Genomic DNA, 22,812 nt, shown 5'->3' with positions numbered 1-22,812 from the left:
TGCAGAGCTTCCGGCTAATCGAGCCGGGCCGGTTGTGCTGGTGATGACGCATGGGCGTGAGGGGTATGGATGCGCATGACCCGATACCATTTCCGGGCCAGCTTCCTCTCAGAACCGGAAGCTCAAGCGCGCTGAGCCGGAATGCTCGGCGGCCCGCTCTCCGAACTGGCCTGAATAGTCGAGCCCGAGCCTGGCTTGGTCGGTGATGTCCAGCGACAGGCCGGCGCCGAGCACCGCGACGTCCTCGGCGATCGGTGCGCCCTCGACGGTGAAGGCCGCGCCGCCGGCAAGCCGGTTAGTCGAGGTCGGAGTGAGATCGCCGAACCCGTGCCGCCAACCCGCCATGGCGGAAACCCGCGCCAGACGGCCATCACCAGGCAGGGTGAACTCCGACGAAGTTCGCACGCCGAGCGTCGTGAAGGTCACGTCATTGGTCGAGCCGCTCACCGTCAGCGCCGAGGCGCCGCCGCTTTCGGCATAGCCGTCGAGATCGGTGGAGACATAGTTCAACCCTGCGAAAGGCTCGAGCTGCAGCCAGTTGGTCGCGCCCTGCAGGCGGAAGGCATAGCCGATCTCGCCGAAGGCCTGCGCCGTTCCGGCATGGGTCGAGCCCGTCAGCCGCTCGCCCAGCGCTCCGACGACCACATTGCGGGTCGTGTCGATGTCATGCCAGGTGTAGGCCGCACCACCGGACAGGCGGAAGCCGCCGAGCCTCGTGCCGGCATAGGCGCCGATGCGGTAGCTGTCGGCCTTGCTGGACGATCCCCGCGCGCTGACCTCGTAATCGGACGACTGGTAGCCGACGAAGGCGCCGAGACGCGCCAGGCCAAGCTGGGCGTCAGCACCGAACATGCCGCCCCCGGCCGAGCGGTCGAGGCCCGCGGTGTTCGCGGTTGAGCCGGTGGATCCAAGCGATCCGTAGGCCCGCATCCAGATCGTGTAGGCGTCGCCGCCAAGGCCGTCCGGGGCGCCGTGGGTCGCGATCGCGACCCCGGGGGTCGGCGTCGGGCCGCCCTCGTCGAAGGCCTGGTTGATGCGGGTGAAGATGGTCGTGCCGACGAGATTGGCCTCCTGCGTCATGCTGCCCTGCATGGAGGCGACCGCTTCGCCCGACAGCCGGTCAAAGGCGGCGCGGGAACCATCCTCCGACAGACCGAGGATCTGCTGGACCAGCGGATTGGTGATGGGCGTGCCTTGGAGCGACCTGGCGACGGCCTTCTGGTTCGGGGTTTTGGCAACATCTGACAGGACGACGTCGTTGCGCGTCAGGGTCAGGTCGACCGTGGTCGCCGTGTAGCTCAGGGCCGCGTCCAGATAGGCGTAGTTGTCGGTGACGGCGTCGAACTCGCCGGTCCGCCCGCCGTCGGCGGTCAGGATCGTGACGGTCGAGAGATTGGGCGCCGTGCCGGTGGTGGTGACATTGACGGTTCCCGCCAGCGACGCCGTGCCGTTGACCTTGACCTGGGAGTGGGTGTCCGTGTCGAAGTCCACCAGCGCGTAGAGCGCGCCGCCGGCCGAGAAGTCCACGTTGCCGGTGACGGTGAGCGTTGCGGGCGAAATATTGTCCGGCGTGCCGCCATATCCCGCCAGAATGCCATTGGTGCCGACGAAGACGTTGCCGGCGACAGTGCCGCCACCGGCCAGCCCGGCGATGCTCGCGCCGCTCACGTCGAAGCGGTTGGTGCCATTGCCGAGCGTGCCGTTGACGAAGAGAGCGCCTCCGGAGACCAGCACGTCGCCGGCAAAGCCGGAACTGTCGCCCGACAGGAAGGCATTGCCTGCGCCGGTCTTTTCCAGACCGATGCCGGCCGCGGCCGTCAGCGTCGAGCCGATGGTGGCCCCAAGGTTGCCGTCGACATTGAGGAAGGCGGTCGTGCCGGAGGCGGGCGCGAGGTTCAGCGTGCCGCCGGACAGCGTATAGCCGTCGGTCTTGAACTGCAGCGTGTCGACCGACTGCGTGCCGTCGACCGTGACCGTGCCGGCCGTGCCTGCGAAGACCGCGACTGCGCCCACGAACGAACCGTTGATCCCGGCCTCGCCGGGCTGGCCCGTCCAGTTGGTCCCGCTCGTCGACCATGTGCCCGAGCCGCCATCGACCGTGCCGTTGCCGATCGTGTCCGCGCCGTCCCAGAACTGCAGCACCTGCCCGTCGGCGAGCACGACCAAGTTGACCTGACCGGAGATGCCGGTCTGGATCACGCCGTTTGCGTTGGCCACCCCACTGACATTGACGGTACCGTAGCTGCCCGACAACGTTCCGCCATACTGGAACAGCTGGTAGTAGCCCGAAGACCCGGCCGTGGCGTTGAGCGTGCCACCAAGCACCAGATTTCCGGCCACGATGACGAGATCATTCGTGATCCCCCCGACGGTTCCCGCCGTCCCCAATTCGAACTCGGATGTGGAGCCGGAGAACAGGATCAGTTCCCCAACGTTCAGGGTGCCGGGGCTGTTGCCGGCGGAAAGCGTGGCCCCGGACTGGATGCGAACCGTGCCGCCGATCGTTCCGGAGCCGCCGAGCGTGCCCCCTGCAATGTTCAGGGACCCGCTGAAGCTGGAGCCGTCGCCATTGTAGATGAGGGATCCTGCCCCGAACTTGTTCAAGGTCCCCGTGCCCGACAGCGCGCCTGAGACCACCAGATCGGCGTCCTTGTTCTCGAGCCCCGCGTTATTGGTGACCGCGAGATCGCGGGTCAACTGGGTGAAGCCGGTCCCGGTGATCTGCAACAGTCCGGTGGCGAGCGTTACGCTCCCATTCGCCGCGCCGAGATTGGCATCGGAGGAAACGGTAAGCCTGCCGCCATTGACCGTCGTGCCGCCGGTATAGGTGTTGGTGCCGCTGAGCGTCAGGGCGCCGGTGCCGCTTTTCTCCAGCGAACCGCTTCCGGAAATCGTATTGGCGATGTCAACATCGTAGAACTGGATGATCTCCAGGCTGCCGGTGACGGCAATGCCGCCGTTCAGTATGGAATCGGGCCCAAGCTCGAGACGGTTGCTGCCGCCGGTGAATTCGATGGCGTTGGCGCGGGTGCCGCTGGTGCCGGAGAGCCCGCCGGAAATCGTGCCGTTGTTGGCTATAGATAGCCCTGACCCGACAATACCGGCGCCGCCCGCGGCATCCCCCCGTCCTGCGCCGCCGTTGCCGCCCGCGATGATGGCTGATGTGTTGTTGGTGACAAACACGCCGGACACCGACGTGGAGAGGCCTGCTCCGCCCGTGCCGCCATAGCCACGGGATCCGTTGGTGCCAAAGGCCCCATGGGCGCCGCCCAGTCCACCCTGACCGCCCGCGCCACCCGTAATAACGGAGCTGTTGGTGACAGTCACGGCAGCAGTCACGGCGACGCCATGACCACCTTCGCCACCGCCGCCGCCGCCGCCACCGCCGCCGAATGTTGCGTTGTCACCGCCATTGGCCCCATCGCCGCCGTTTTGCCCCGTCCTGTCACCTGCAATCACTGCCGAGGTGGAGATGACCACTCCATGCGCGCCCCCCGCGCCGCCATCACCGCCGGGGCCTCCTGGAGCGCTCGTGGCACCGGTTCCGCCTGCAAAGCCGCCGGCACCGCCGCCACCACCACCGCCATTGCCTGCGCTATCTCTGCCGGCGGTCCCATTGCTTCCGCCGTTTCCCGCTGTACCGCCGCCGCCGCCGCGCCCTACGATGGAGAGACCGCCGGCTGGGCCTTGTCCACCATCGCCACCCCGGCCACCGCCGGCTTGAGCGGTTCCGAGGCCCATGGCGGTCGCAACGACGAGCGCGGTGCCGAGCAGGAGAGTGGTTCTGAGCCTGCGTGAGACGCCCGATCGCGCCAAGCCTGCCGTATCGCAAACCCAGCGAGCCGTTGTTTTCGTTGTGTCCATGGATCCCCCCTCGGCGCGACACCGCGCGCGGCTTGCCCGCGGCGCAAGTTGTGGCATTGGCCGTCTTTTGACGCGGCAGAGAGGGAAGGAGCTATCCCCTGTTTAGGGGTTATTGTTTGAAACCAAGCCTTTGCCGAGCCAAAGGGCCATGAGTGCCGAGCGGCTGGAAACGCCATATTTGCGGAAGATCCGCTTCACGTGGTCGTGGGTGGTGTGGGGACTTTGGTTGTTCTGTTCGGCGATCTGTTTTTCCGTCAGGCCGAGCAGCAGGCCTTGCAGAACCAGTTGCTCAACGGGGGTCAGCGGGGCGCTTGCCACGCCGACGCCTTCTCCAAGCATCTGATGCTTGAAAAACCAGCGAATGCCGCGCAGCGCGTGCGATACGATTTCCTGATCGTCCGCAGTAAAGGGCTCACGGGCGAAGCTGCGATGAAAGCCGATCTGGATTTCCGCATCCTCGTTGATCGGGATGCCGGCCCAGAGGGAATCCTGACGGTCGAGCGCCTTGTAGTAGTTCTGGTAGGAGGGCCCTTCGAACCACTCCGGGGTGGCCAGCTGCTTCAGGCTGAGCACCCGGAAAGTCCCGGCCAGCTCCACGTTGCGCATGGTGGTGATGTCTGGTTCGCCCTTGTCCATTTCCTCGAAAGCCACGCCGATGGCCCCTTTGGTGTGGTCGCAGGGGGTCAGGGTGAAGAGCGTGCGCGGCCGCCAGCCCTTCATCGGATCGCGCGACTTTGGCGAGTTCAACCGCACGCAGCCGATCCAGTCCGCGTTCTGCGCGTCGATCAGGCCGCAGACCGTCTCGAGCAGGAACCGGCGCGAGGCATGGATGGCACCGACGTCGCAGTCGGCCAGGTCGTCCCAAAGCAAATAGATACGTTCGAGTGACGTTGACGTAATCGGCATGCGTTTTCCAGGCGAGACAGTTCAGGTCGTTTACATCGTGTCTGGATACCCTCCATCACCGTCAATAAAAAGGGTCACATCGATCCTTCCAAAGATATTCAATCGGAACGCACGCTGCTGGATTTAAGCCATTTGTTTCAATTGATTGGTGTTGTCTCACGGGAATGCCCCAGTGGCGCAGCCCCAAGAGGACACGGATTTGTTCCGCACAGACTTCGACGGTGCGGTTCCGGAACCGCCGCTTTCGGGAAAGGATCCCGGGGTCTGCGATGTCGGAATTGGCACGCGAGGCGGTCTGGCCGCAATCAGCCGGACGGCTTCGCGTCAATCAGACCGCACGCGCATGTCCATGCAGCCCGAGTGACCGGGGCACGCCGGCATGGAGGCGGACGCTGACGCCTGCCTCGCCGCGCGGTAGCCCGACCGCGCTCTAGGTAATTTTTACGGGACGGACCGGCAGAATTTGCCGCAAGAAGCGCCCGGCCCGACCCCGCGCGCGGCGCGATGGCATTTTGCTATTCCTTTCCAATGGTATAGCCGCCTTCCTTCTGTGGCCCGGTTCCTGCAAAGCGCCAGCGATACGTTCGAGTCGGAGCCTGATACGATGAACATCGCCGATCTTCACCGCCTTCCCTCGCTCATGCCCTTGAGTTTCCATTCCCCGCGCGCGAGCGAGATCACCTGGCAGGACCCGCTTGACAGCGAGGAGAGCCAGTCCGCCGGCACGAACGCGGGAACGGCTTCCGCGGACAGCTCGGAGACCTCGCAGGAGGAGAGCGGAACATCCCCTCTCGTCGCGCCCTCCAGCCAGTTTTCTGAGACGTTTCGCAATTTCCTGCTGCAGCTTCAGGAACGCGGCTTCTTCACCGGCGAGGGGCACGATTTCGTCAACGGCATCGACGGAGCGCAGGTGATCGGCACCGACGAGGCGGACCATATCGCCGTCGGCAGCAACGCGGCGGTGAGTGCCGGGAAAGGAGACGATACGGTCTATGCCTGGTCCGGCTCCTCGGTGGATGGCGGCGAGGGCAACGATACGCTGGTCTCGTGGACACAGGGCCGGCTGTCCGGAGGCGAGGGCGATGACCGCATCGACGCCTGGTCCGACAGCTGGGTCGATGGCGGGTCGGGCGACGATTACCTCTCGGCCTGGTCCAACAGCCTCGTCTTCGGCGGCGACGGCAATGACGACATCTCGGTATGGTCGAACAGCGTGGTGGATGGCGGCGAGGGCGATGACGTGATCGCCGCGTGGACCGGCAGCACGGTCGACGGCGGAGCGGGCGACGATCGCATTTCCGTTCGCGAAGACAGCGAGGTGACCGGCGGCACCGGCGATGACAGCATCACCATCAGTTCCGGTATCGTGAACTACGCCGCGGGCGACGGCAACGACACGATCAGGGCCGAAGGCAAGGTGACGCTGAAATTTGGCGCGGGCATCGAGCCGGAAAGCACCCACGTCGCCTATGACGGCGATACCGCGACGATCACCTTCGACGGCTCCGACGAAAAGATCACCGTGGAGAACGGGCCGGGCGCGCAGGTGCGTCTGGCCTTTTCCAACGGAACGTCCCTCGCCGTTGCGGCGGGCGATGATCTGATCGGCTGACGCGCTCAAAGCGGGGGCGAACCGCCTCCCCGCTCAAAGTCCGCCCGTGCGCGCGACCAAAAGCCCCCGGGCGCCGACCTCTGCCGGCGCCCGCCCTGATGCCGGTCCCGGCGCGTATCCCGACGGCCTGACATGTCGGCCCCGATCGGCGACCGCGCAATTGTCCATTCTTGTCAGAATCTGTTCCCCCGATTTCACCGGGCGCGCGCTTTCCGTAACGGGAGCGCTATCCGGAAAATTACGTTTATACATCAGCTTGGTTCAAGCTGCGCCCGTCCTTGCCAACATCCCGGAATGAAAATACAAGTTTACAAACATCCGACGCTGGATGCGGCACGCTCCCCCGTGCCGCCACGGCGACGGCGGGGAGACGGCACGGGAATGGCACGGGTACTCATCATCGCCGACGACCTGACGGGCGCGCTCGACAGCTCGGTCGCATTCGCCGAGCGGGGCCTGCGCGTCGTCGTCGCGCTCGACACGTCGCGACTGCCCGATGCGCTGGCGGCCGCGCCAGATGTGGTCGCGGTTTCCACCGGCTCGCGCGAGATGTCCGAGGAGGCGGCGAGCGCGGCGGTTTCCCGCGTCTGCGACGTCGTCGGCCGGTTTTCCGGGATCGTGATGAAGAAGGTGGACAGCCGCCTGAAGGGACCGGTGGCGGCTGAGGTCGATACGCTGAGCGCCAGCATGCCGCGGCCGGTGCTGGCCGCGCCCGCCATTCCCCGGCTCGGACGCCTCGTGGTGGATGGCGCCGTCACCGGAACGGGCGTCGACGCGCCCATCGATGTGGCCACCGCGCTGAACCGGCCGGCGGAGATCCCCGATATCCGGACGGATGCCGATTTCGACGAGGCCTTGCCCGACGATCTTGAGGGCACGCTGTTCGTGGGGGCGGCGGGCCTGGCGGAGGCGATCGCGCGTCGGCTTGCGGGCGATCCGGCGATCGGCGGCCAGGCGGGGGAAGGCGTGCCGGAAAGCGGAAGTCCGGTTCTGGCCAAACCGGTTCTGGCCGCAATAGGCTCGCGCGATCCCGTGACGTTGCGACAGATCGCGGCATTGGATAAGGATGCACTTGTCATTGCACCGAACGGTGCGGTTCCGGAGGTCCGTGCCGCGCCGCTCGTTGTCGTGCAGATGGCGCAAGGTGACGATGCGATTGCTCCGCGCGAGGCGGAAAACAGGTTTTCCGGCGGTGTCTGCGACCTTGTCGGGGCGCTGAAGCCGGCAACACTCTTTGCATGCGGCGGCGAATCCGCGGCCGCGATCCTGCGCCGGCTCGGCGTCGGCCTGCTTGAACTGAAGGGAGAGGCCTTGCCTGGAATCCCGGTTTCCCGGGCCCTTGACGGGGCCGTCGGGCTCGATGTCGTGACCAAGTCCGGCGGTTTCGGCATGGCCGACACGCTTGTCCGGCTGTTCGGCGCGCCTGCGCAGGCCGACCTCGCCGGCGCGGATGGGGCGGCCGTCACTGTTTCCGGGCGCGACGCGCCCAAAATTGTTCATTGAGGGATTGGGAATGAAGCAGCGGAAGTCGCTCGCGGACCGGGTCTACCATTCGTTGTTCAGCCGCATTTCCAACGGCGACTATCCAGCGAACCAGAAACTGCCGCCGGAAAACACCCTTTCCCAGGAATTCGGCGTATCGCGGCCGGTGCTGCGCACGGCGCTGGAGCGGCTGCGCGAGGAAGGGCTTGTCTATTCCCGCCAGGGCGCCGGCAACTACGTGCGGGCTCCGCAATCGACGCCGGTGGGCTTTGCGCGGGTGGAGACGCTGGCCGATATCCAGCGCTGCTACGAATTTCGGCTCAATCTGGAGACCAAGGCGGCGGGCCTCGCCGCAGAGCGGCACAATCCGGCCGTTCTGGCCGAGATCGAGCAGGCGCTGGACCTGCTGCGCGACGCCACCGGCTCGCAGCAGCACCGCGAGGATGCCGATTTCGACTTCCACCTGGCGATCTCGAAGGCCTCAAACAACCAGTATTTCGAGGCGACGCTCCGCGCGCTGCGCGATCACGTCAATGTCGGCATGACGCTGCACGGCCAGACCCTGATGCGCGATGGTGCCAAGAGCCTGGAGGAGGTTCTGGGGGAACATGCGGCGATCTTCGCCGCGATCCGCGACCGGCGTCCCGACGACGCCAGCCGCCTGATGCAGGCACATCTGGAGCATTCCCGCGACCGGCTTTTCGGCGGCGGGCTGATCGATCTCAGTATGAAATAGGCCGGGAGCGGATCGCGGACGGTGTTGATCGGGTGGCCCATCCTTCGAGACGCCGTCTTGCGACGGCTCCTCAGGATGACGTTATCGTGTTGTTGGCTCGGCGAAATACATCAACGCATACAACGTCATCCTGAGGAGCCCGCGTAAGCGGGCGTCTCGAAGGACGGGCCGCCAGCGCGTTTTCCGCTCGAAAAACGCTGAATCCCCCGGACGAAGCCGGGGGATGATGGCGGCAGGATCGCTTCAGCTGCGCCCGGCCGCCAGCTTGCCCGCGTAGGAGAGCGCGGAGAGCATGTTGGTGTGGTTGGCCTTGCCGGTGCCGGCGATGTCGAAGGCCGTGCCGTGATCGACCGAGGAACGGTCGATGGGAAGCCCCAGCGACACGTTCACCGCCGTGTCGAAGGCGATCAGCTTGATCGGGATGTGGCCCTGGTCATGGTACTGGGCGACGACCAGATCGAACGCACCCTGGTTGGCACGGTGATAGACCGTGTCGGCCGGGATCGGGCCGGAAACGTCGATGCCCTCGGCCTGCGCCTGCTTGATGCCCGGCACGATCTGCTCGTCGTCCTCGCGGCCGAACAGGCCGTTCTCGCCGCAATGGGGATTGATGCCGGCGACCGCGATGCGCGGGTTCTCCACGCCCATGCGGCGGAAGTGGTTGTAGCCGGTGCGGATCGTCTCCAGCACGCGCTCCGGCGTCGCCCGGCCGATGGCGTCCTTCAGAGAGACATGGGTGGAGACGTGGATGACGTTCAGCGTATCGGAGGCCAGCAGCATCCACGAGCTCTTGCAGCCGGTCAGGTGCGCCAGCATGCCGGTGTGGCCGTCATAGTGATGGCCGGCGGCATTCAGCGCCTCCTTGTTGATCGGCGCGGTGACCATGCCGGCCGCCTCGCCGGCCTGGATCATCTTCACGGCCGTGTCGACATAGCGGAACGATGCCTCGCCGCAGGCCGGCGACAGCACGCCGAAGCGACCCGGCAGATCGGCGACCGGCACATGGACCACGGCCAGTGAGCCGGCGGGTGCCGCCTCGCCATGGGCATGCAGCGCGAGCGTCAGGCCGCAGACGTCGCGGGCACGTTCCAGCGTGTCGAAGTCGCCGATCACCGCATAGCGCGCACGCTCGGCATCCGAAAGGCTCGTCATGGCCTTGACGGTCACCTCGGCGCCGACGCCAGAGGGATCGCCCATGGTGATGACGATGGGTTTGTCGTTCATGTCTCAACTCCAGTGGGCGGCAGGTCAGGCGAGATCGGCGGCGTTCAGGCAGCGGCCGGGCGTCTTGCCGTCGAGAATGCTCTGGATATCCTCGATGACCATCAGCCCCATGTTCTCCACCGACTCCTTCGTATCCGCCCCCGAATGCGGCGTGCACACCGTGCGCGGATGGGCGAAGACCGGGTGGCTCACATCCGGCGGCTCGCTGACGAAGGCATCGAGCGCGACGCCGCCGAGCCTGTCGGCGGAAAGCGCTTCGGCGACCGCATCGAGATCGACGACCTCGCCGCGCGCCAGGTTGAGCAGGCACGCCGTCGGCTTCATCAGCGCGAGCTTTTCCGCATTGATGAGGGCAGCGTTGCCCGCCCCGCCGAAGACATGCAGCGAGACGTAGTCGGACGCCTTCAGAAGCGCGTCCAGCTCGACGATCTCGACATTGTTCGCGGCGGCGAACGCGCGGTCGGCATAGGGGTCGGTGGCGACCACCTTCATGCCGAGGCCGCGCGCCTTCAGCGCCAGCTTGCGGCCGATGTTACCGAGACCGACGATGCCCAGCACCTTGCCGCCGAGCTGGGTGCCGACCTTGCGGTCCCAGCCGCCGGAGACAACCGAGGCGTGGCCGGCGGGAATGTTGCGGGCGAGCGCGAACATCAGACCCAGGCTGAGTTCGGCGACTGCATCGGCATTGGCGCCCGGCGTGTTTACGACCGGCAGGCCTTTCGCGGTGCAGGCGGGAATGTCGATGTTGTCGACGCCGACGCCGTGCTTCAGCACGCCCTTGAGCTTTGCCGCGCCCTCAAGCGTTTCCGCCTTTACCGGAACGAGACCGACAACCAGGAAATCGGCCTCGGCGATGTGCTCCGACGTACCGCCATCGGGCTTGGCCGTGTCGACGCAACGGACGAGCGTCCAGCCCTTTTCCTTGATCAGGTCCGGCACGCGGCCGTGCTTGCCGAAGCCGGGGGAGGTGGTGAGGATCGTGGTCATGCGCCAAGGAGCCCGTGCTTGACGAGGATGGCGCGGATCTGCGCGTCCTGTTCGGGGTTCGGCAGCAGGGCGGGCTGACGGCTGGCGCCGACGGAATTGTCCATCACCCACAGCGCGCGCTTGACCATGGCGGGCGGGAAGCCCAGCGCGTAGAGATCGACGCGCAGCGCCGTGTAGGCTTCCTGCGCAGCGGCCGCACCCGCCTCGTCGCCGGCATTGAAGCAGGAGACGATGCGCGCCAGCACTTCCGGCATCACGTTGCCGAGACCGGAGATGGGGCCCGCGGCGCCATTCTGCAGCGCCCAGTGGACGAGGTGGTCGGGGCCGGAATAGACGTCGAAGCCCTCGACCTCGCGCCCGATCGCCATGTAGGCCTCCAGCGTGTCCTGTTTGCCGCCGGAATCCTTGATGCCGGCGATGTTGCCGTGGTCGGCGAGCCGGCGGGCCGTTTCCGGCTCGATGTGGTTCTGCGTGCGGGCCGGGATGTCATAGAGGTAGATCGGCGTCTTCACCGCATCGGCGACGGTGGTGAAGTGGCGCTCCAGACCGTCCTGCGTGCAGGCGATGAAGAAGGGCGTGATCACGGCGATGCCGTCGACGCCGACGCGGTCGATCTCCCGGGCGAGCTTCACCGTCTCGAAGGTGGCCGGCATGCCGGCGTTGACGATGACCTTGGCCTTGCCGGAAACCTCGTCGACGACGGCCTCGGTGAGCTTCACCTTCTCCTCGAAGGTGAGGGCGGAGAAATCGCCGTTGGTGCCGGCGCACAGGATGTTGTTGCCGGCTGCGACCTGGCGTCGGACCTGGGCGCGCGTCGCTTCGAAGTTGATGGTCTCGTCTTCGTTGAAACAGGTCACGAGGGCGACATAGGCGGACTTGGTCATTTCGTTTCCAGGGTCATGGTCTTGGCCTCCCGGCGACGGGCGAGGAACCGGGAGAGAACCGGCCAGCCGAGCGAGAGGACCGTCAGGGTGAGGAACAGGATGGTAAGGGGGCCCGAGGCGAAGGCGAACAGATCGTCATGGGTCTGCATCAGGCCGCGGCGCAGGTTCGCCTCCAGCATGGGGCCGAGGATCATCGCGATGCACAGCGCCGCTTGGCTGAAGCCGAACTTCTGCATGAACCAGCCGAGCACGCCGAACCCGACCATGGTGTAGAGGTCGACCGGGTTCAGGTTGATGGCGAACGAGCCGATGAAGCAGAAGATCATGATCGCCACGGCCAGGATGTGGCGCGGCACGGCGAGGATGCGGCTGAAGAGAGGGATCAGCGCCATGCCGAAGATGAACATGAAGATCGTGGCGAGAAAGGTGCCGCCGAAGATACCGACGATCACGTCCGGGTTGGTCTGGAACATGATCGGTCCGGGCGCAAGACCCTGGATCATCAGCCCGCCCATGAGGACGGCGGTGACGACGTCACCGGGGATGCCGAGCGCCAGCAACGGAATGAGCGCGGCGGCGCACACGGCATTGTTGGCGCTCTCGGTCGCCGCGATGCCCGGCGCATAGCCGGTGCCGAACTTTTCAGGCGTCGGCGAAGACCGGCGCGCCTCGTTGTAGGAGATCCACGACGCGGTGCCGGAGCCGACGCCCGGGATGATGCCGATCAGCGTGCCGATCAGCGAGCCTCGGATCAGCGCGCCGCGGCTCTCGCGCATGTCCTGCCACGAGGGCCAGCGGCCGCGCACCGGCTGGATGTTGGGCTCGTCGCGCGCCATGCGCTCCATCAGCGTGAACACTTCCGACAGCGCGAAGAGGCCGATCAGGGCCGGAGTGAAGGCGAAGCCCGAGGCAAAGCCGGAAACACCGAAGGTGTAGCGCAGCACGCCGGAGATCGGATCGGCGCCGACGCAGGAGATCAGGATGCCGAGCAGGCCGGAAATGGCGCCCTTGAGAAGATCGCCGGAGAGCGAAGCGATGATGGTGAGGCCGAACAGCGCCAGCGCGAAATATTCCGGCGCGCCGAACTGCAGCGCGATGGAGGCAAGCTGCGGGGCAAGGGCGGCGAGCACCACGGCGGCGACGAGGCCGCCGATGGTGGAGGCGATGGTCGCCATGCCGAGCGCCTTGCCGGCCTCGCCCTTCTGCGCCATCGGATAGCCGTCGAGCACCGTGGCGGCGGAGGCCGGAGTGCCGGGCGTCCTCAGCAGAATGGAGGAGATGCAGCCGCCATAGATGCCGCCGATATAGATACCGATCAGCATGTTGAGGCCCATGACCGCCGGCATGCCGAAAGTCAGCGGAATGAGCAGCGCCACGCCCATGGTGGCGGTCAGGCCCGGCAGGGCGCCGATGACGAGACCCCCGAGCGTGCCCAGCATGATCGCGCCGAGCACGTCGATGTGGAACAGGGGGGCGAGATAGGCGAGCGTCTCCATGACCAGCGGCCTGTCTTGATGTCTCTTGATAAACGTCGGGCCGGAGCCGTCCTTGCGGCGGTTCCGGCCCGGGATTTCGTCTGGCGATGCCTACTTGTTCATGCCGTACATGCCGATGTCCTTGAGCACGCGTTCGGCGGACTTGCTGTCCTTTTCGGCGCGCGCCTTGAAGGTGGCCGCGTCCTCGTACGTCACGAACTCGCCCATGTCGGTCATCTTCTTGACGAACTCATCGTCGGTCGCGATCTTCTTCACCGCCTCGCGCAGGAAGGCGAGATCGGCTTCCGGAATGCCCTTCGGCGCGATGATGCCCTTCCACGAGGACCACGTGAAGTTGATGCCCTTTTCCACCGCCGTCGGCGTGTCGGGGAAGAGGTCGATGCGCTTGGGCTCCATCACGAAGATCGGCTTCATGTTGCCGGCCTTGGACTGGGCCAGCGCTTCGGCCGGAGAGGCGACCATGGCGTCGATGTGACCGCCGACGCAGGCCGTGCGGGCATCGGACGAGCCGTTGTAGGGCACGTTCTCGATCTTGATGTGGGCTTCGTCGGCGAAGGCCTGGGCCGACACATGGTTGGCGCCACCGGCTCCGGAGTTGCCGATCTGCGGCGCCTTGGTCTTGGCGTACTCGAAGAAGCTTTCGAAATCGTCGAACGGAGCGCCCTTGCAGGCGACCATCACCTGGATGCTGCGCCCGAAGAGGCCGACGAACTCGACATCATCGAGCGTGTAGTCCGTGCCGCCGAGGTGGGGCAGGATGGCGATGGGCCCTTGCGCGCCGGCGCCCAGCGTGTAGCCGTCCGGACGGGCATGCACGGTGGCCGAGGTGCCGATGGCGCCGCCGCCGCCCGGCTGGTTGCGCACAACGAACTGCTTGCCGTCATAAAGCCGCTTGAAGGTGTCGGCGACCACGCGCAGCGACAAATCGGTGCTGCCGCCGGCAGAATAGGGAACGATGACCTGGATGGGCCGGGAGGGGAAGTCCGCGGCCGCGGCGGGAGCCGCCATCAGGGCCAGGGTCATTCCGATAATCAGTTTCCGCTTCACGTCGGTTTCCTCCGTATCGTGTTCGTGACGTATCCGTTGCTGCGCACCGCGCGACCGGGACGGCCGGTCAGGGCAGCCACACGTTCAGAACTGTGGTGAAAGCGTAGTAGACGGCCGTCGTCGCGATGCAGGGCAAGAGGATCAGCACCAGCGGACGGCGCTCGCCGAACAGAACCAGGCCGGCCACGAAGGCGACCAGGGTCGAGGGAATGTAGCCGATGGCCATGAAAGCGGCCGCGTAGGCGACCATGAGCGCCGCAAACAGCCCCATGCGCGCGAAGGTCGCGCGGCCGGGCAGGCTGACGGGCTCGTCGGCGCCGCCGAGTTTCATGTGCATGAGCGCGCGCACGATGAGGATCAGCGCAAGAGCGGCAATGAGCGCTATGGCGAGCCAGGGCACGAATGCCGAGCCGGCAACCGTGCCGGTCGGCGCGGAATGCACGTAAGTGGTCCGCCAGGCGGCAAAGGCGCAAAAGGCCAGTATGACCGCGCCGATGACGACATCGCTTTTTCGAGAATCCATCCCGACCATGGGTGTCCTTGACTGGGGCTTTTCAGACCGGCCGCAGGCCGACCTGCCCGCGCCTCCCTAACCAGCTTCATGGGCGAAGGGAAGAATGCGCAGCTCGCCTCTAGATGTCAAATTATAAATCCACATGTATGCTCAATCTCTGGTCTTTCGCAATTTCATTGGGCAATTCCCGATTTTTCACGGTATTTCGACTGGTTGAGGCTCCATATTTTTACTTATAAAATCATATAGTTAATATAAAATCAGATATTTAGGGCGGGCTGGAAGAAAGACTGCATGTCGGGCACGAAGCCCATTTATACCAATTGACAAATTTTGATGCAGAGATGATTTTCTGTCGGATTCCGCGAGCATGCCGCCTGCCGGGAACGGCGTTTCGAGACAGGTGGAAAGGCGGCACGTGCTGACGAATTCGGGTGCTCCGCGCCCGGAATTCACTCCCGGACCTGTCGGAGATCGTGATGCTCGAATTGACCAATCCCATCGAACTGCAAAGACCGCCGGTGCTTCACTTTGGCGCAGGGACGCTGTCGCGCCTTGCCGACTGGGCCGAGACCCGGGGCTTTCGGCGCCCCTTCGTGGTGGCGGACCCGGTCAACGCCGCGCGGATCGATCGGCTCGGCCTGGATCGGCCCGGCTCCGGCAAGGTTGCCTGTTTCGGCGACGTGACGGGCGAACCGGACCTTCCGATGCTGGAACGCGCAGTGGCGGCGGCGCAAGGCGCCGATCTCGTCATCGGCTTCGGCGGCGGCTCGGCTATGGATCTCGCCAAGCTCGTGGCCGTGATGGTGGGGCGCGACGTTCAGCTTGCAGACATTTCCGGCCCCAACCGGGCGCCGGCGCGCGAGGTCGGGCTGGCGCAGATCCCGACAACGGCCGGCACCGGATCCGAAGTCGGCACGCGCGCGCTCATCACCGATCCTGAAACCTACGCCAAGATCGCGACCGAGAGCGTCCACATGCTGGCGGATATCGCCATCATCGATCCGGCGCTGACGGAAAGCGTGCCGGCCTTCGTGACCGCCGCGACCGGTGTCGACGCGATGGCCCACTGCGTGGAGGCCTATACCTCCAAGCGCGCGCATCCGCTGATCGACGCCTATGCGCTGCAGGGCATCCAGCTTGTCGGCAAGTACCTGAAGCGCGCCGTCGACGACGGATCCGACACGGAGGCCCGCGCCGGGCTTTCGCTTGCCGCGTTTTACGGCGGGGTATGCCTCGGCCCGGTCAACACAACGGCCGGACATGCCGTCTCCTACCCGCTGGCGCGCTACAAGATCGCCCACGGCATCGCTAACGCGCTGATTTTCCCGCACGTTCTGGCGGCCAACGCGGATGCCACGGCGGAAAAGACCGCGCATGTCGGCGCCGCGCTCGGCTTTGAGACCGGCAGCGCAGAGCAGGTGTTGGACGGCGCGATGGAGTTCTGCCGCGCGCTTCAGCTCGACATGCGGCTTCGCGCGCACGGCGTGCCGAAGGAGGATCTCGCCGAGATGGCGAAGGATGCCCACGGCATCCGCCGGCTTCTCGACTGGAACCCGGTCGATCTCGGCGTCGAGGATATCCTGGCGATCTACGAAAGGGCCTGGTGAGGCCGGCACCTCCCCGCGAAACCTTCAAGAGCCCTCTATCGTCATCCCCCGGCGAAGTCCGGGGGATCCAGCGCATTCAACGCGCAAGGATCGTGCTGGATTGCCCGGACTTCGCCGGGCAATGACGGCTTTTGGCAAAGGCGGACGGCCGGGACCTGTCCACCTCGTCACGGGCCGGCTTTCCACTTCTCTCAAAGGGCCGCCGCGATTTCCTCTACCACAGCCTCGGCCGCCGCGCGGCGGTCGGCGGCGCCGGTGATCGGGCGGCCGCAGACGAGATAGTCGGCACCGGCGCGGATGGCATCGCCCGGCGTCATCACGCGTTTCTGGTCATCCGCCGACGATCCGGCCGGGCGCACGCCGGGCGTGACCAGCACCAGATCGGGGCCGACGAGATCGCGCAAGTCGCCCACTTCCTGCGGCGAACAGACGATGCCGCCCATGCCGGCGGCCCGTGCCGCGACCGCGCGCGATTTTACAAGTTCGGCCGCAGATCCGGCATAGCCCGCCGCCTTCACGTCCTCGTCGTCCATGGAGGTGAGCACGGTCACGCCCAGAAGGCAGAGACCGGCGCCCCCAAGCCCGGCAACGGCGGCGCGCATGGTCTTCGGGTAGGCGTGGATGGTGACAAAGGTCATGCCCATCTTCGCGATGTTGCGCACCGCCTGTTCCACCGTGTTGTCGATGTCGAGCAGCTTCACGTCGAGAAAGACCTTGTGGCCTTCGCGGGCCAGTTCCTCGGCGAAGGGCAGGCCGCCGGCGAACTGCAGCTGCATGCCGACCTTGTAGACCCCGACCGCACCCTTCGTTTCCGCGACGATGGCGCGGGCTTCCTCCACGGTGGGCACGTCGAGCGGCAGGATGAGCCGATCGGTAGCGGTTTGGGGCTGGAAAGACATCGGCTGGCTCCTCGAATCGGTCCCGGGACAGGGGAACGGGCCTATGGTTAGTCGATCCCGGCACGGGAGGGAATCGGCCTTGCGCGCGCAATGCCTGCCGCAACTGACGTTCAGCGCTATTTTCTTCGCCCCGCTCGGCTGCTAAGAAGCCTGCGCTCCCTTGACACTGCCTTTGACACTCAAGGTCCGGCCTCGCACTTGAAGGATTCCGCATGCGTTCCGCCTCGATCACGCGCGCCACGAAGGAAACCGACATCCAGGTGACCGTCAATCTGGACGGCACGGGTGCCTATGATGTGGTGACCGGCATCGGCTTTCTCGATCACATGCTGGAGCAGCTCGCCCGGCATTCATTGGTCGACATCACCGTGCGCGCGGCCGGCGACACGCATATCGATTTTCATCACACCACCGAGGACGTGGGCATCGCGCTCGGCCAAGCGGTGCGCCAGGCGCTTGGCGACATGGCGGGCGTCACGCGCTATGCCGACGTGCACCTGCCGATGGACGAGGCGATGACGCGCTGCGCGATCGACGTGTCCGGCCGGCCGTTTCTGGTCTGGCAGGTGGAATTCTCCAAGCCGAAGATCGGCGATTTCGACACCGAGCTCTTCGAGGAGTTCTTCCGCGCCTTCGCGATGAATGCGGGGATCACGCTGCATATCGCCAATCTCTACGGCACGAACTGCCACCATATCGCCGAGACCTGCTTCAAGGCGGTCGCGCGGGCGCTTCGCGGCGCGATCGCGCTCGATCCGCGCCAGGGCGCGCGCGTGCCCTCCACCAAGGGCCGGCTGGGAGACTGATCGCTCATGAGCGCTTTCATGGTGATGACGCCGCCGCCCTCGGACGATGCCGAGCGGGATGCGACCAAAGTCGTCTTCGTCAAGGAGGGCTTCTGCTGGCCCGCCTTCTTCTTCGCCGTGCCGTGGCTTCTCTTTCGCGGCCTCTGGCTGGTGCTGGTCGGCTATCTGGTGCTGGCGATCCTCGTTGCGGGCGCCGGCGAGCTCATCGGCGGGGTTGCACCGTTCGTCGCAGGTTTCGCTTTCTCGCTGCTGTTTTCGCTGGAGGCCAACGGCCTGCGCCGCTGGACGCTGGAGCGGCGCGGCTGGCGGATGGCCGGCGTGGTGGCGGGCGCGAACCGCGACGAATGCGAGATACGCTTCTTTTCCGCCTGGAAGGGACCGGAACCCGCCGCGCCGGCGGCCGGCCGTTTCACGCCCCCCGCGGCCGACGGCCGGAAGGCTCCTCCCGCTCGCGTCCCGACGCCCTCCGACGAGGTGATCGGCCTGTTTCCGGAGGCAACGCGATGACCGTCGCCATCATCGATTACGGTTCCGGCAACCTGCACTCCGCGACCAAGGCTTTCGAACGCGCGGCGCGCGACAACGGCCTTGCGGAGGAAATCCGCCTTACCTCCGATCCGGATGTGGTGGCGGCCGCCGACCGCATCGTGCTGCCGGGCGTCGGCGCCTTCGCCGATTGCCGGCGCGGACTTGCCGCCGTTTCCGGCATGGACGAGGCGCTGCGCGAGGCGGTCATCACGAAAGGCCGGCCGTTCCTCGGCATCTGCGTCGGCATGCAGCTGATGGCCGAGCGCGGGCTCGAATACGAAACGAGCCAGGGGCTCGGCTGGATCGCCGGCGACGTGGTGATAATGAAGCCCGACGATGCGAGCCTGAAGATCCCGCACATGGGCTGGAACACGATAAACGTCGGCGCGGACGTCCATCCGGTCCTCGCCGGCATCCCCACCGGGCCCGACGGACGCCACGCCTATTTCGTGCATTCCTATCACCTTGAGGCGCACAGGCCGGAAGAGGTGGTGGCGAGCTTCGATTACGGCGGACCGTTCACCGCCATGGTCGGGCGCGACAATATGGTGGGCACCCAGTTTCACCCGGAAAAGAGCCAGCAGCTCGGCCTCGCCCTCATCGCCAATTTCCTGAAATGGAAGCCGTAAGCCCTGAAAGCGGGCCGGCTGCCGATACGGACAGACCCATGATCCTCTTTCCCGCGATCGACCTGAAGGGCGGCCAGTGCGTGCGCCTGAAGCTTGGCGACATGGCCGAGGCGACCGTCTTCAACGACGACCCCGGCGCACAGGCCAGAACCTTTCAGGACCAGGGCTTCGAGTGGCTGCACGTGGTCGACCTCGACGGCGCGTTTGCGGGCGAAAGCCGCAACGGAGAGGCCGTCGACCGCATCCTCGCGGCCACGACGAACCCGGTGCAGCTCGGCGGCGGCATCCGCACCATGGCGCAGATCGATGCCTGGCTTGAAAAGGGCATCCGCCGGGTGATCCTCGGCACGGTGGCCGTGCGCGATCCCGATCTCGTCAGGGCGGCGTGCAAGGCGCATCCGGGCCGCGTCGCCGTCGGCATCGACGCCCGCGGCGGCAAGGTGGCGGTGGAAGGCTGGGCGGAGACCTCCGAACTCACCGCCGTCGATCTGGCGCAACGCTTCGAGGACGCCGGCGTCGCCGCGATCATCTACACCGACATCGACCGCGACGGCGTGCTGAAGGGGCTCAACATTGCTTCCACGCTGGAGCTCGCGCGCGCCGTCTCCATTCCGGTCATCGCGTCGGGCGGACTTGCCTCCATCGACGACGTGAAACGGCTTCTGGAGCCCGATTGCGCCATTCTGGAGGGCGCGATTTCGGGCCGGGCGCTCTACGACGGGCGGCTCGATCCAGCCGAGGCGCTGGCGCTGATCAAGGCGGCACGAGGTAACTGACCATGCTCAAGGCCCGCGTAATTCCCTGTCTCGACGTCAAGGACGGCCGTGTCGTCAAGGGCGTGAATTTCGTCGATCTCGTCGATGCCGGCGATCCGGTGGAGGCGGCCAAGGCCTACGATGCGGCGGGGGCCGACGAACTCTGTTTCCTCGATATCACCGCAAGCCACGAGGACCGGGGCATCCTGCTCGACGTGGTGCAACGCACGGCCGAGCAGTGCTTCATGCCGGTTACCGTCGGCGGTGGCGTGCGCACGGTTGAAGACATCCGCGCGTTGCTGAAAGCGGGCGCCGACAAGGCTTCGATCATGACCGCGGCGGTCAAGGACCGGCAGTTCGTGCGTCGCGCGGCGGAGAAATTCGGCAACCAGTGCATCGTCGTGGCGATCGACGCCAAGCGGGTGAGCGGGGAAGGCGAGCCGGGGCGCTGGGAAATCTTCACCCACGGCGGGCGCAATGCGACGGGCATCGACGCGGTCGAATACGCGCAGGAGGTGGTGGAGCTCGGCGCCGGCGAGCTGCTGCTGACTTCCATGGACCGGGACGGCACCAAGGTCGGCTTCGATATCGAACTGACCCGCACCATTGCCGATGCGGTGCATGTGCCGGTGATCGCGTCTGGCGGGGTCGGCACGCTCGATCATCTCGTCGAAGGCATCCGCGACGGCCATGCCACGGCGGTGCTCGCCGCCTCGATCTTCCACTTCGGGACCTACACGATCGGCGAGGCGAAGCGCCACATGGCGGCTGCCGGCATACCGATGCGCCTCGACGGGGACGCGAAATTGTCCTAAATGATGCGGCGCACGCGTTCCGTACGCTTCAAAGGGGCATTCGAGATGCGCGCGCGCCCCGTGACCGCGCCTGCCGCCGGTCCCCACGATCAAGGCCTGCCATGTCCGATTTCACGCTGAACGATCTCGCCGACATCGTCGCCAGGCGCGCGCGCTCCGGGGATCCGGGCTCCTACACCGCCAAGCTCATCGGCAAGGGCATCGCCAAATGCGCCCAGAAGCTGGGTGAGGAGGCCGTGGAAACCGCGATTGCCGCCGTCGAGCGCGACCGCGCGGGAGTGACGTCGGAGGCCGCCGACCTACTCTATCACCTGTGCGTGGTGCTGGAGGCGTCGAACGTGCCGCTTGACGATGTGATGGCGGAACTTGCCGGGCGGACCGGCCAGAGCGGCCTGGAGGAGAAGGCCTCGCGGCCGAAGGAATAGGGTTTTCATCATCCGGCAAGGGGAATTCGGAGGGGCCTGAGCGCGTTTCGGCCGGGTGGGCAGGTCGGCGAGGGCTTCCTTCCGGCCATTTTCCACGATCATGATCGCCGAACGGCGCGCTCCTGATCAAACCCGCGCATGGCGAGGAAACCCCACGCGGGCGAATGGGCCCGAAATGCAGGATCTGGTTGGAGCGCGCAACACCTTGCGCGGTGAATGCATGGACGAAGTGCTACCGGCGGAACTCTCTCCCTACACCACCTTTTCCGAAGTGGAATGGGCCAGGCTTCGCGCCGACACGCCGATGACGCTGACGGCGGAGGAAGTTCGACGCCTCCAGAGCCTCAACGATCCGGTCTCGCTGGCCCAGGTGGAGCGCATCTACCTGCCGCTGTCGCGCCTGCTCTCCTTCTATGTGGAGGCGATGCAGGGCGTGCATCTGGCGACCAAGAAGTTTCTCGGAACCAACAACAACAAGGTCCCCTACATCATCGGCGTGGCGGGATCTGTCGCGGTCGGCAAGTCCACCACCGCGCGCCTCTTGCAGGCGCTTCTCGCCCGCTGGCCGGCGAGCCCCAAGGTCGATCTGGTGACCACGGACGGCTTCCTCTACCCGAACGCCGTTCTCGAACGCGAAGGGCTGATGCGGCGCAAGGGCTTTCCGGAGAGCTACGACCTGCCGGAGCTGCTGCACTTTCTCTCCGACATCAAGGCCGGACGGCGAAATGTCCGCGCGCCGGTCTATTCCCATTTCTACTACGACGTGATGCCGGGGCAGTCGATCTTCATCGACCGGCCGGACATCCTGATCGTGGAGGGGCTCAACGTGCTGCAGACGTCCAAGCTGCCGCGCGACGGCAAGGCCGTGCCCTACGTCTCCGATTTCTTCGACTTCTCCGTCTATATCGATGCGGAGATCCCGGTGCTGCACGACTGGTACGTGCAGAGGTTCATGCGGCTGCGCGAAACCGCCTTCCGCGACGTGGGGTCCTACTTCCACAAGTATTCCAAGGTCACCGACAAGGAGGCGATGGATATCGCCAATGACCTGTGGACCAACATCAATCTGGAAAACCTGTCGGAGAATATCCTGCCGACGCGCCCGCGCGCCGACCTGATCCTGACCAAGTCGGCGAACCACTCCATCGAGCGGGTCGCTCTGCGCAAGATCTGAGATCGTCGCCACCCGGCGGGTGCGCGCCAAACGACCATGAAAAAGGCCCGCCGAGTATCTCGGCGGGCCTTTTCCTGTCGCTTCATTCGGAAAGTGAACACGCAGGTTCAGGCGGCGTCGCTGTCCTTGATGGAGTTCAGGAACGAACCCACGTGGTCGCGCAGCATGGAGGCTTCCTTTTCCAGCGCGACGGACGCGTCCGCGACCATCGCCACCGCCTGGTTGGCGACGTCGGCGGCCTGGGAGACACCCTCGATGTTTTCCGACACGTCCTGGGTGCCGCGCGAGGCCTCCTGAACGTTGCGGGCGATCTCCGTGGTGGCGGCACCCTGCTGTTCGACGGCGGCCGCAATGCCGGAGGTGATCTCGTTGATCTGGTTCACCGTATGGGTGATCTCGCTGATCGCTCCCACGGCAAG

General features: G+C 65.9%; 21 protein-coding genes and 1 pseudogene. 12 read left to right on the top strand and 10 right to left on the bottom strand.

The window, feature by feature from the left end; translation table 11 throughout:
- Positions 1–108 precede the first annotated feature (108 nt).
- Positions 109–3,339, bottom strand: coding sequence for an autotransporter domain-containing protein (locus V2L18_RS22270; protein WP_336180553.1), 3,231 nt, complete (start codon positions 3,337–3,339; stop codon positions 109–111).
- Positions 3,340–3,348: 9 nt separating this feature from the next.
- Between V2L18_RS22270 and V2L18_RS22265 the strand changes: the two genes are divergently transcribed.
- Complete coding sequence (locus V2L18_RS22265; RefSeq protein WP_336180552.1) at positions 3,349–3,798, top strand: hypothetical protein; 450 nt, start codon at positions 3,349–3,351, stop codon at positions 3,796–3,798.
- 168 nt (positions 3,799–3,966) lie between these two features.
- Here the strand turns inward: V2L18_RS22265 and V2L18_RS22260 are convergent, their stop codons facing one another.
- The gene (locus V2L18_RS22260; RefSeq protein ID WP_336180551.1) at positions 3,967–4,770 is read right to left on the bottom strand and encodes a helix-turn-helix transcriptional regulator; all 804 of its coding nucleotides are present in this window, start codon (positions 4,768–4,770) and stop codon (positions 3,967–3,969) included.
- Positions 4,771–5,374: 604 nt separating this feature from the next.
- Between V2L18_RS22260 and V2L18_RS22255 the strand changes: the two genes are divergently transcribed.
- From V2L18_RS22255 to V2L18_RS22245, 3 genes are all read left to right on the top strand, one after another.
- Positions 5,375–6,382: a hypothetical protein gene (locus V2L18_RS22255; protein ID WP_336180550.1), complete on the top strand. Its 1,008-nt coding sequence runs from the start codon at positions 5,375–5,377 to the stop codon at positions 6,380–6,382.
- A 381-nt stretch (positions 6,383–6,763) separates the two neighbouring features.
- Positions 6,764–7,885: a four-carbon acid sugar kinase family protein gene (locus V2L18_RS22250; protein ID WP_336180549.1), complete on the top strand. Its 1,122-nt coding sequence runs from the start codon at positions 6,764–6,766 to the stop codon at positions 7,883–7,885.
- A 10-nt stretch (positions 7,886–7,895) separates the two neighbouring features.
- The gene (locus V2L18_RS22245) at positions 7,896–8,600 is read left to right on the top strand and encodes a FadR/GntR family transcriptional regulator (RefSeq protein ID WP_336180548.1); all 705 of its coding nucleotides are present in this window, start codon (positions 7,896–7,898) and stop codon (positions 8,598–8,600) included.
- A 243-nt stretch (positions 8,601–8,843) separates the two neighbouring features.
- Here V2L18_RS22245 and pdxA read toward each other — a convergent pair whose 3' ends face one another.
- From pdxA to V2L18_RS22215, 6 genes are all read right to left on the bottom strand, one after another.
- Positions 8,844–9,824: a 4-hydroxythreonine-4-phosphate dehydrogenase PdxA gene (gene pdxA, locus V2L18_RS22240; RefSeq protein ID WP_336180547.1), complete on the bottom strand. Its 981-nt coding sequence runs from the start codon at positions 9,822–9,824 to the stop codon at positions 8,844–8,846.
- A gap of 24 nt (positions 9,825–9,848) precedes the next feature.
- A complete protein-coding gene (locus V2L18_RS22235) occupies positions 9,849–10,811 on the bottom strand; it encodes a phosphoglycerate dehydrogenase (RefSeq protein ID WP_336180546.1) in 963 nt (320 codons plus the stop codon).
- Positions 10,808–11,695, bottom strand: a complete 888-nt coding sequence (locus tag V2L18_RS22230; RefSeq protein ID WP_336180545.1) for a dihydrodipicolinate synthase family protein — start codon at positions 11,693–11,695, stop codon at positions 10,808–10,810. Before V2L18_RS22230 ends, V2L18_RS22235 begins: the two co-directional genes overlap by 4 nt.
- Positions 11,692–13,191: a tripartite tricarboxylate transporter permease gene (locus V2L18_RS22225; protein WP_336180544.1), complete on the bottom strand. Its 1,500-nt coding sequence runs from the start codon at positions 13,189–13,191 to the stop codon at positions 11,692–11,694. Before V2L18_RS22225 ends, V2L18_RS22230 begins: the two co-directional genes overlap by 4 nt.
- 90 nt (positions 13,192–13,281) lie before the next feature.
- Complete coding sequence (locus tag V2L18_RS22220; RefSeq protein WP_336180543.1) at positions 13,282–14,238, bottom strand: tripartite tricarboxylate transporter substrate binding protein; 957 nt, start codon at positions 14,236–14,238, stop codon at positions 13,282–13,284.
- Between the two features lie 67 nt (positions 14,239–14,305).
- Positions 14,306–14,761, bottom strand: a complete 456-nt coding sequence (locus V2L18_RS22215; protein WP_336180542.1) for a tripartite tricarboxylate transporter TctB family protein — start codon at positions 14,759–14,761, stop codon at positions 14,306–14,308.
- A 470-nt stretch (positions 14,762–15,231) separates the two neighbouring features.
- Here V2L18_RS22215 and V2L18_RS22210 point away from each other — a divergent pair, with 470 nt between their 5' ends.
- A complete protein-coding gene (locus V2L18_RS22210; protein WP_336180541.1) occupies positions 15,232–16,362 on the top strand; it encodes an iron-containing alcohol dehydrogenase in 1,131 nt (376 codons plus the stop codon).
- Between the two features lie 191 nt (positions 16,363–16,553).
- Here the strand turns inward: V2L18_RS22210 and pyrF are convergent, their stop codons facing one another.
- Positions 16,554–17,261 carry an orotidine-5'-phosphate decarboxylase gene (pyrF, locus tag V2L18_RS22205; RefSeq protein WP_336180540.1) on the bottom strand — a complete coding sequence of 236 codons (708 nt, stop codon included), beginning with the start codon at positions 17,259–17,261 and terminating at the stop codon, positions 16,554–16,556.
- A 212-nt stretch (positions 17,262–17,473) separates the two neighbouring features.
- On the opposite strand from pyrF, the gene hisB reads away from it, so the two are divergent.
- The 7 genes from hisB (at position 17,474) to coaA (ending at position 22,393) form a co-directional block, all read left to right on the top strand.
- On the top strand, positions 17,474–18,067 hold the full coding sequence (hisB, locus tag V2L18_RS22200) for an imidazoleglycerol-phosphate dehydratase HisB (RefSeq protein WP_336180539.1): 594 nt from the start codon (positions 17,474–17,476) through the stop codon (positions 18,065–18,067).
- A gap of 6 nt (positions 18,068–18,073) precedes the next feature.
- Positions 18,074–18,574 (top strand): DUF2628 domain-containing protein, encoded by a 501-nt coding sequence (locus V2L18_RS22195; RefSeq protein WP_336180538.1) that lies wholly within the window; start codon positions 18,074–18,076, stop codon positions 18,572–18,574.
- Entirely contained in the window at positions 18,571–19,224 is a 654-nt protein-coding gene (hisH, locus tag V2L18_RS22190) for an imidazole glycerol phosphate synthase subunit HisH (protein ID WP_336180537.1), read from the top strand. The genes V2L18_RS22195 and hisH overlap by 4 nt, the downstream gene beginning before the upstream one ends.
- Positions 19,225–19,262: 38 nt before the next feature.
- Entirely contained in the window at positions 19,263–20,000 is a 738-nt protein-coding gene (gene hisA, locus V2L18_RS22185) for a 1-(5-phosphoribosyl)-5-[(5-phosphoribosylamino)methylideneamino]imidazole-4-carboxamide isomerase (RefSeq protein WP_336180536.1), read from the top strand.
- A gap of 2 nt (positions 20,001–20,002) precedes the next feature.
- A complete protein-coding gene (hisF, locus tag V2L18_RS22180) occupies positions 20,003–20,794 on the top strand; it encodes an imidazole glycerol phosphate synthase subunit HisF (RefSeq protein ID WP_336180535.1) in 792 nt (263 codons plus the stop codon).
- A 101-nt stretch (positions 20,795–20,895) separates the two neighbouring features.
- The gene (locus V2L18_RS22175; RefSeq protein ID WP_336180534.1) at positions 20,896–21,219 is read left to right on the top strand and encodes a phosphoribosyl-ATP diphosphatase; all 324 of its coding nucleotides are present in this window, start codon (positions 20,896–20,898) and stop codon (positions 21,217–21,219) included.
- A 220-nt stretch (positions 21,220–21,439) separates the two neighbouring features.
- The gene (gene coaA / locus V2L18_RS22170; protein ID WP_336180594.1) at positions 21,440–22,393 is read left to right on the top strand and encodes a type I pantothenate kinase; all 954 of its coding nucleotides are present in this window, start codon (positions 21,440–21,442) and stop codon (positions 22,391–22,393) included.
- Between the two features lie 107 nt (positions 22,394–22,500).
- On the opposite strand, the pseudogene V2L18_RS22165 reads toward coaA, so the two are convergent.
- Positions 22,501–22,812 (bottom strand): annotated as a pseudogene (locus V2L18_RS22165) (chemotaxis protein); the annotation flags it as partial.

This window comes from Breoghania sp. JC706, assembly GCF_037026715.1.
In the GTDB taxonomy this organism is placed as follows: Bacteria; Pseudomonadota; Alphaproteobacteria; order Rhizobiales; family Stappiaceae; genus Breoghania.
This window is presented reverse-complemented; position numbering and strand designations above follow the sequence as displayed.

Coding starts and splice junctions, on each gene's coding strand:
- V2L18_RS22265 (WP_336180552.1), top strand. CDS start 3,349: ATGACCACCTTCGCCACCGCCGCCGCCGCCGCCACCGCCGCCGAATGT.
- V2L18_RS22260 (WP_336180551.1), bottom strand. CDS start 4,770: ATGCCGATTACGTCAACGTCACTCGAACGTATCTATTTGCTTTGGGAC.
- V2L18_RS22255 (WP_336180550.1), top strand. CDS start 5,375: ATGAACATCGCCGATCTTCACCGCCTTCCCTCGCTCATGCCCTTGAGT.
- V2L18_RS22250 (WP_336180549.1), top strand. CDS start 6,764: ATGGCACGGGTACTCATCATCGCCGACGACCTGACGGGCGCGCTCGAC.
- V2L18_RS22245 (WP_336180548.1), top strand. CDS start 7,896: ATGAAGCAGCGGAAGTCGCTCGCGGACCGGGTCTACCATTCGTTGTTC.
- pdxA (WP_336180547.1), bottom strand. CDS start 9,824: ATGAACGACAAACCCATCGTCATCACCATGGGCGATCCCTCTGGCGTC.
- V2L18_RS22235 (WP_336180546.1), bottom strand. CDS start 10,811: ATGACCACGATCCTCACCACCTCCCCCGGCTTCGGCAAGCACGGCCGC.
- V2L18_RS22230 (WP_336180545.1), bottom strand. CDS start 11,695: ATGACCAAGTCCGCCTATGTCGCCCTCGTGACCTGTTTCAACGAAGAC.
- V2L18_RS22225 (WP_336180544.1), bottom strand. CDS start 13,191: ATGGAGACGCTCGCCTATCTCGCCCCCCTGTTCCACATCGACGTGCTC.
- V2L18_RS22215 (WP_336180542.1), bottom strand. CDS start 14,761: ATGGATTCTCGAAAAAGCGATGTCGTCATCGGCGCGGTCATACTGGCC.
- V2L18_RS22210 (WP_336180541.1), top strand. CDS start 15,232: ATGCTCGAATTGACCAATCCCATCGAACTGCAAAGACCGCCGGTGCTT.
- pyrF (WP_336180540.1), bottom strand. CDS start 17,261: ATGTCTTTCCAGCCCCAAACCGCTACCGATCGGCTCATCCTGCCGCTC.
- hisB (WP_336180539.1), top strand. CDS start 17,474: ATGCGTTCCGCCTCGATCACGCGCGCCACGAAGGAAACCGACATCCAG.
- V2L18_RS22195 (WP_336180538.1), top strand. CDS start 18,074: ATGAGCGCTTTCATGGTGATGACGCCGCCGCCCTCGGACGATGCCGAG.
- hisH (WP_336180537.1), top strand. CDS start 18,571: ATGACCGTCGCCATCATCGATTACGGTTCCGGCAACCTGCACTCCGCG.
- hisA (WP_336180536.1), top strand. CDS start 19,263: ATGATCCTCTTTCCCGCGATCGACCTGAAGGGCGGCCAGTGCGTGCGC.
- hisF (WP_336180535.1), top strand. CDS start 20,003: ATGCTCAAGGCCCGCGTAATTCCCTGTCTCGACGTCAAGGACGGCCGT.
- V2L18_RS22175 (WP_336180534.1), top strand. CDS start 20,896: ATGTCCGATTTCACGCTGAACGATCTCGCCGACATCGTCGCCAGGCGC.
- coaA (WP_336180594.1), top strand. CDS start 21,440: ATGGACGAAGTGCTACCGGCGGAACTCTCTCCCTACACCACCTTTTCC.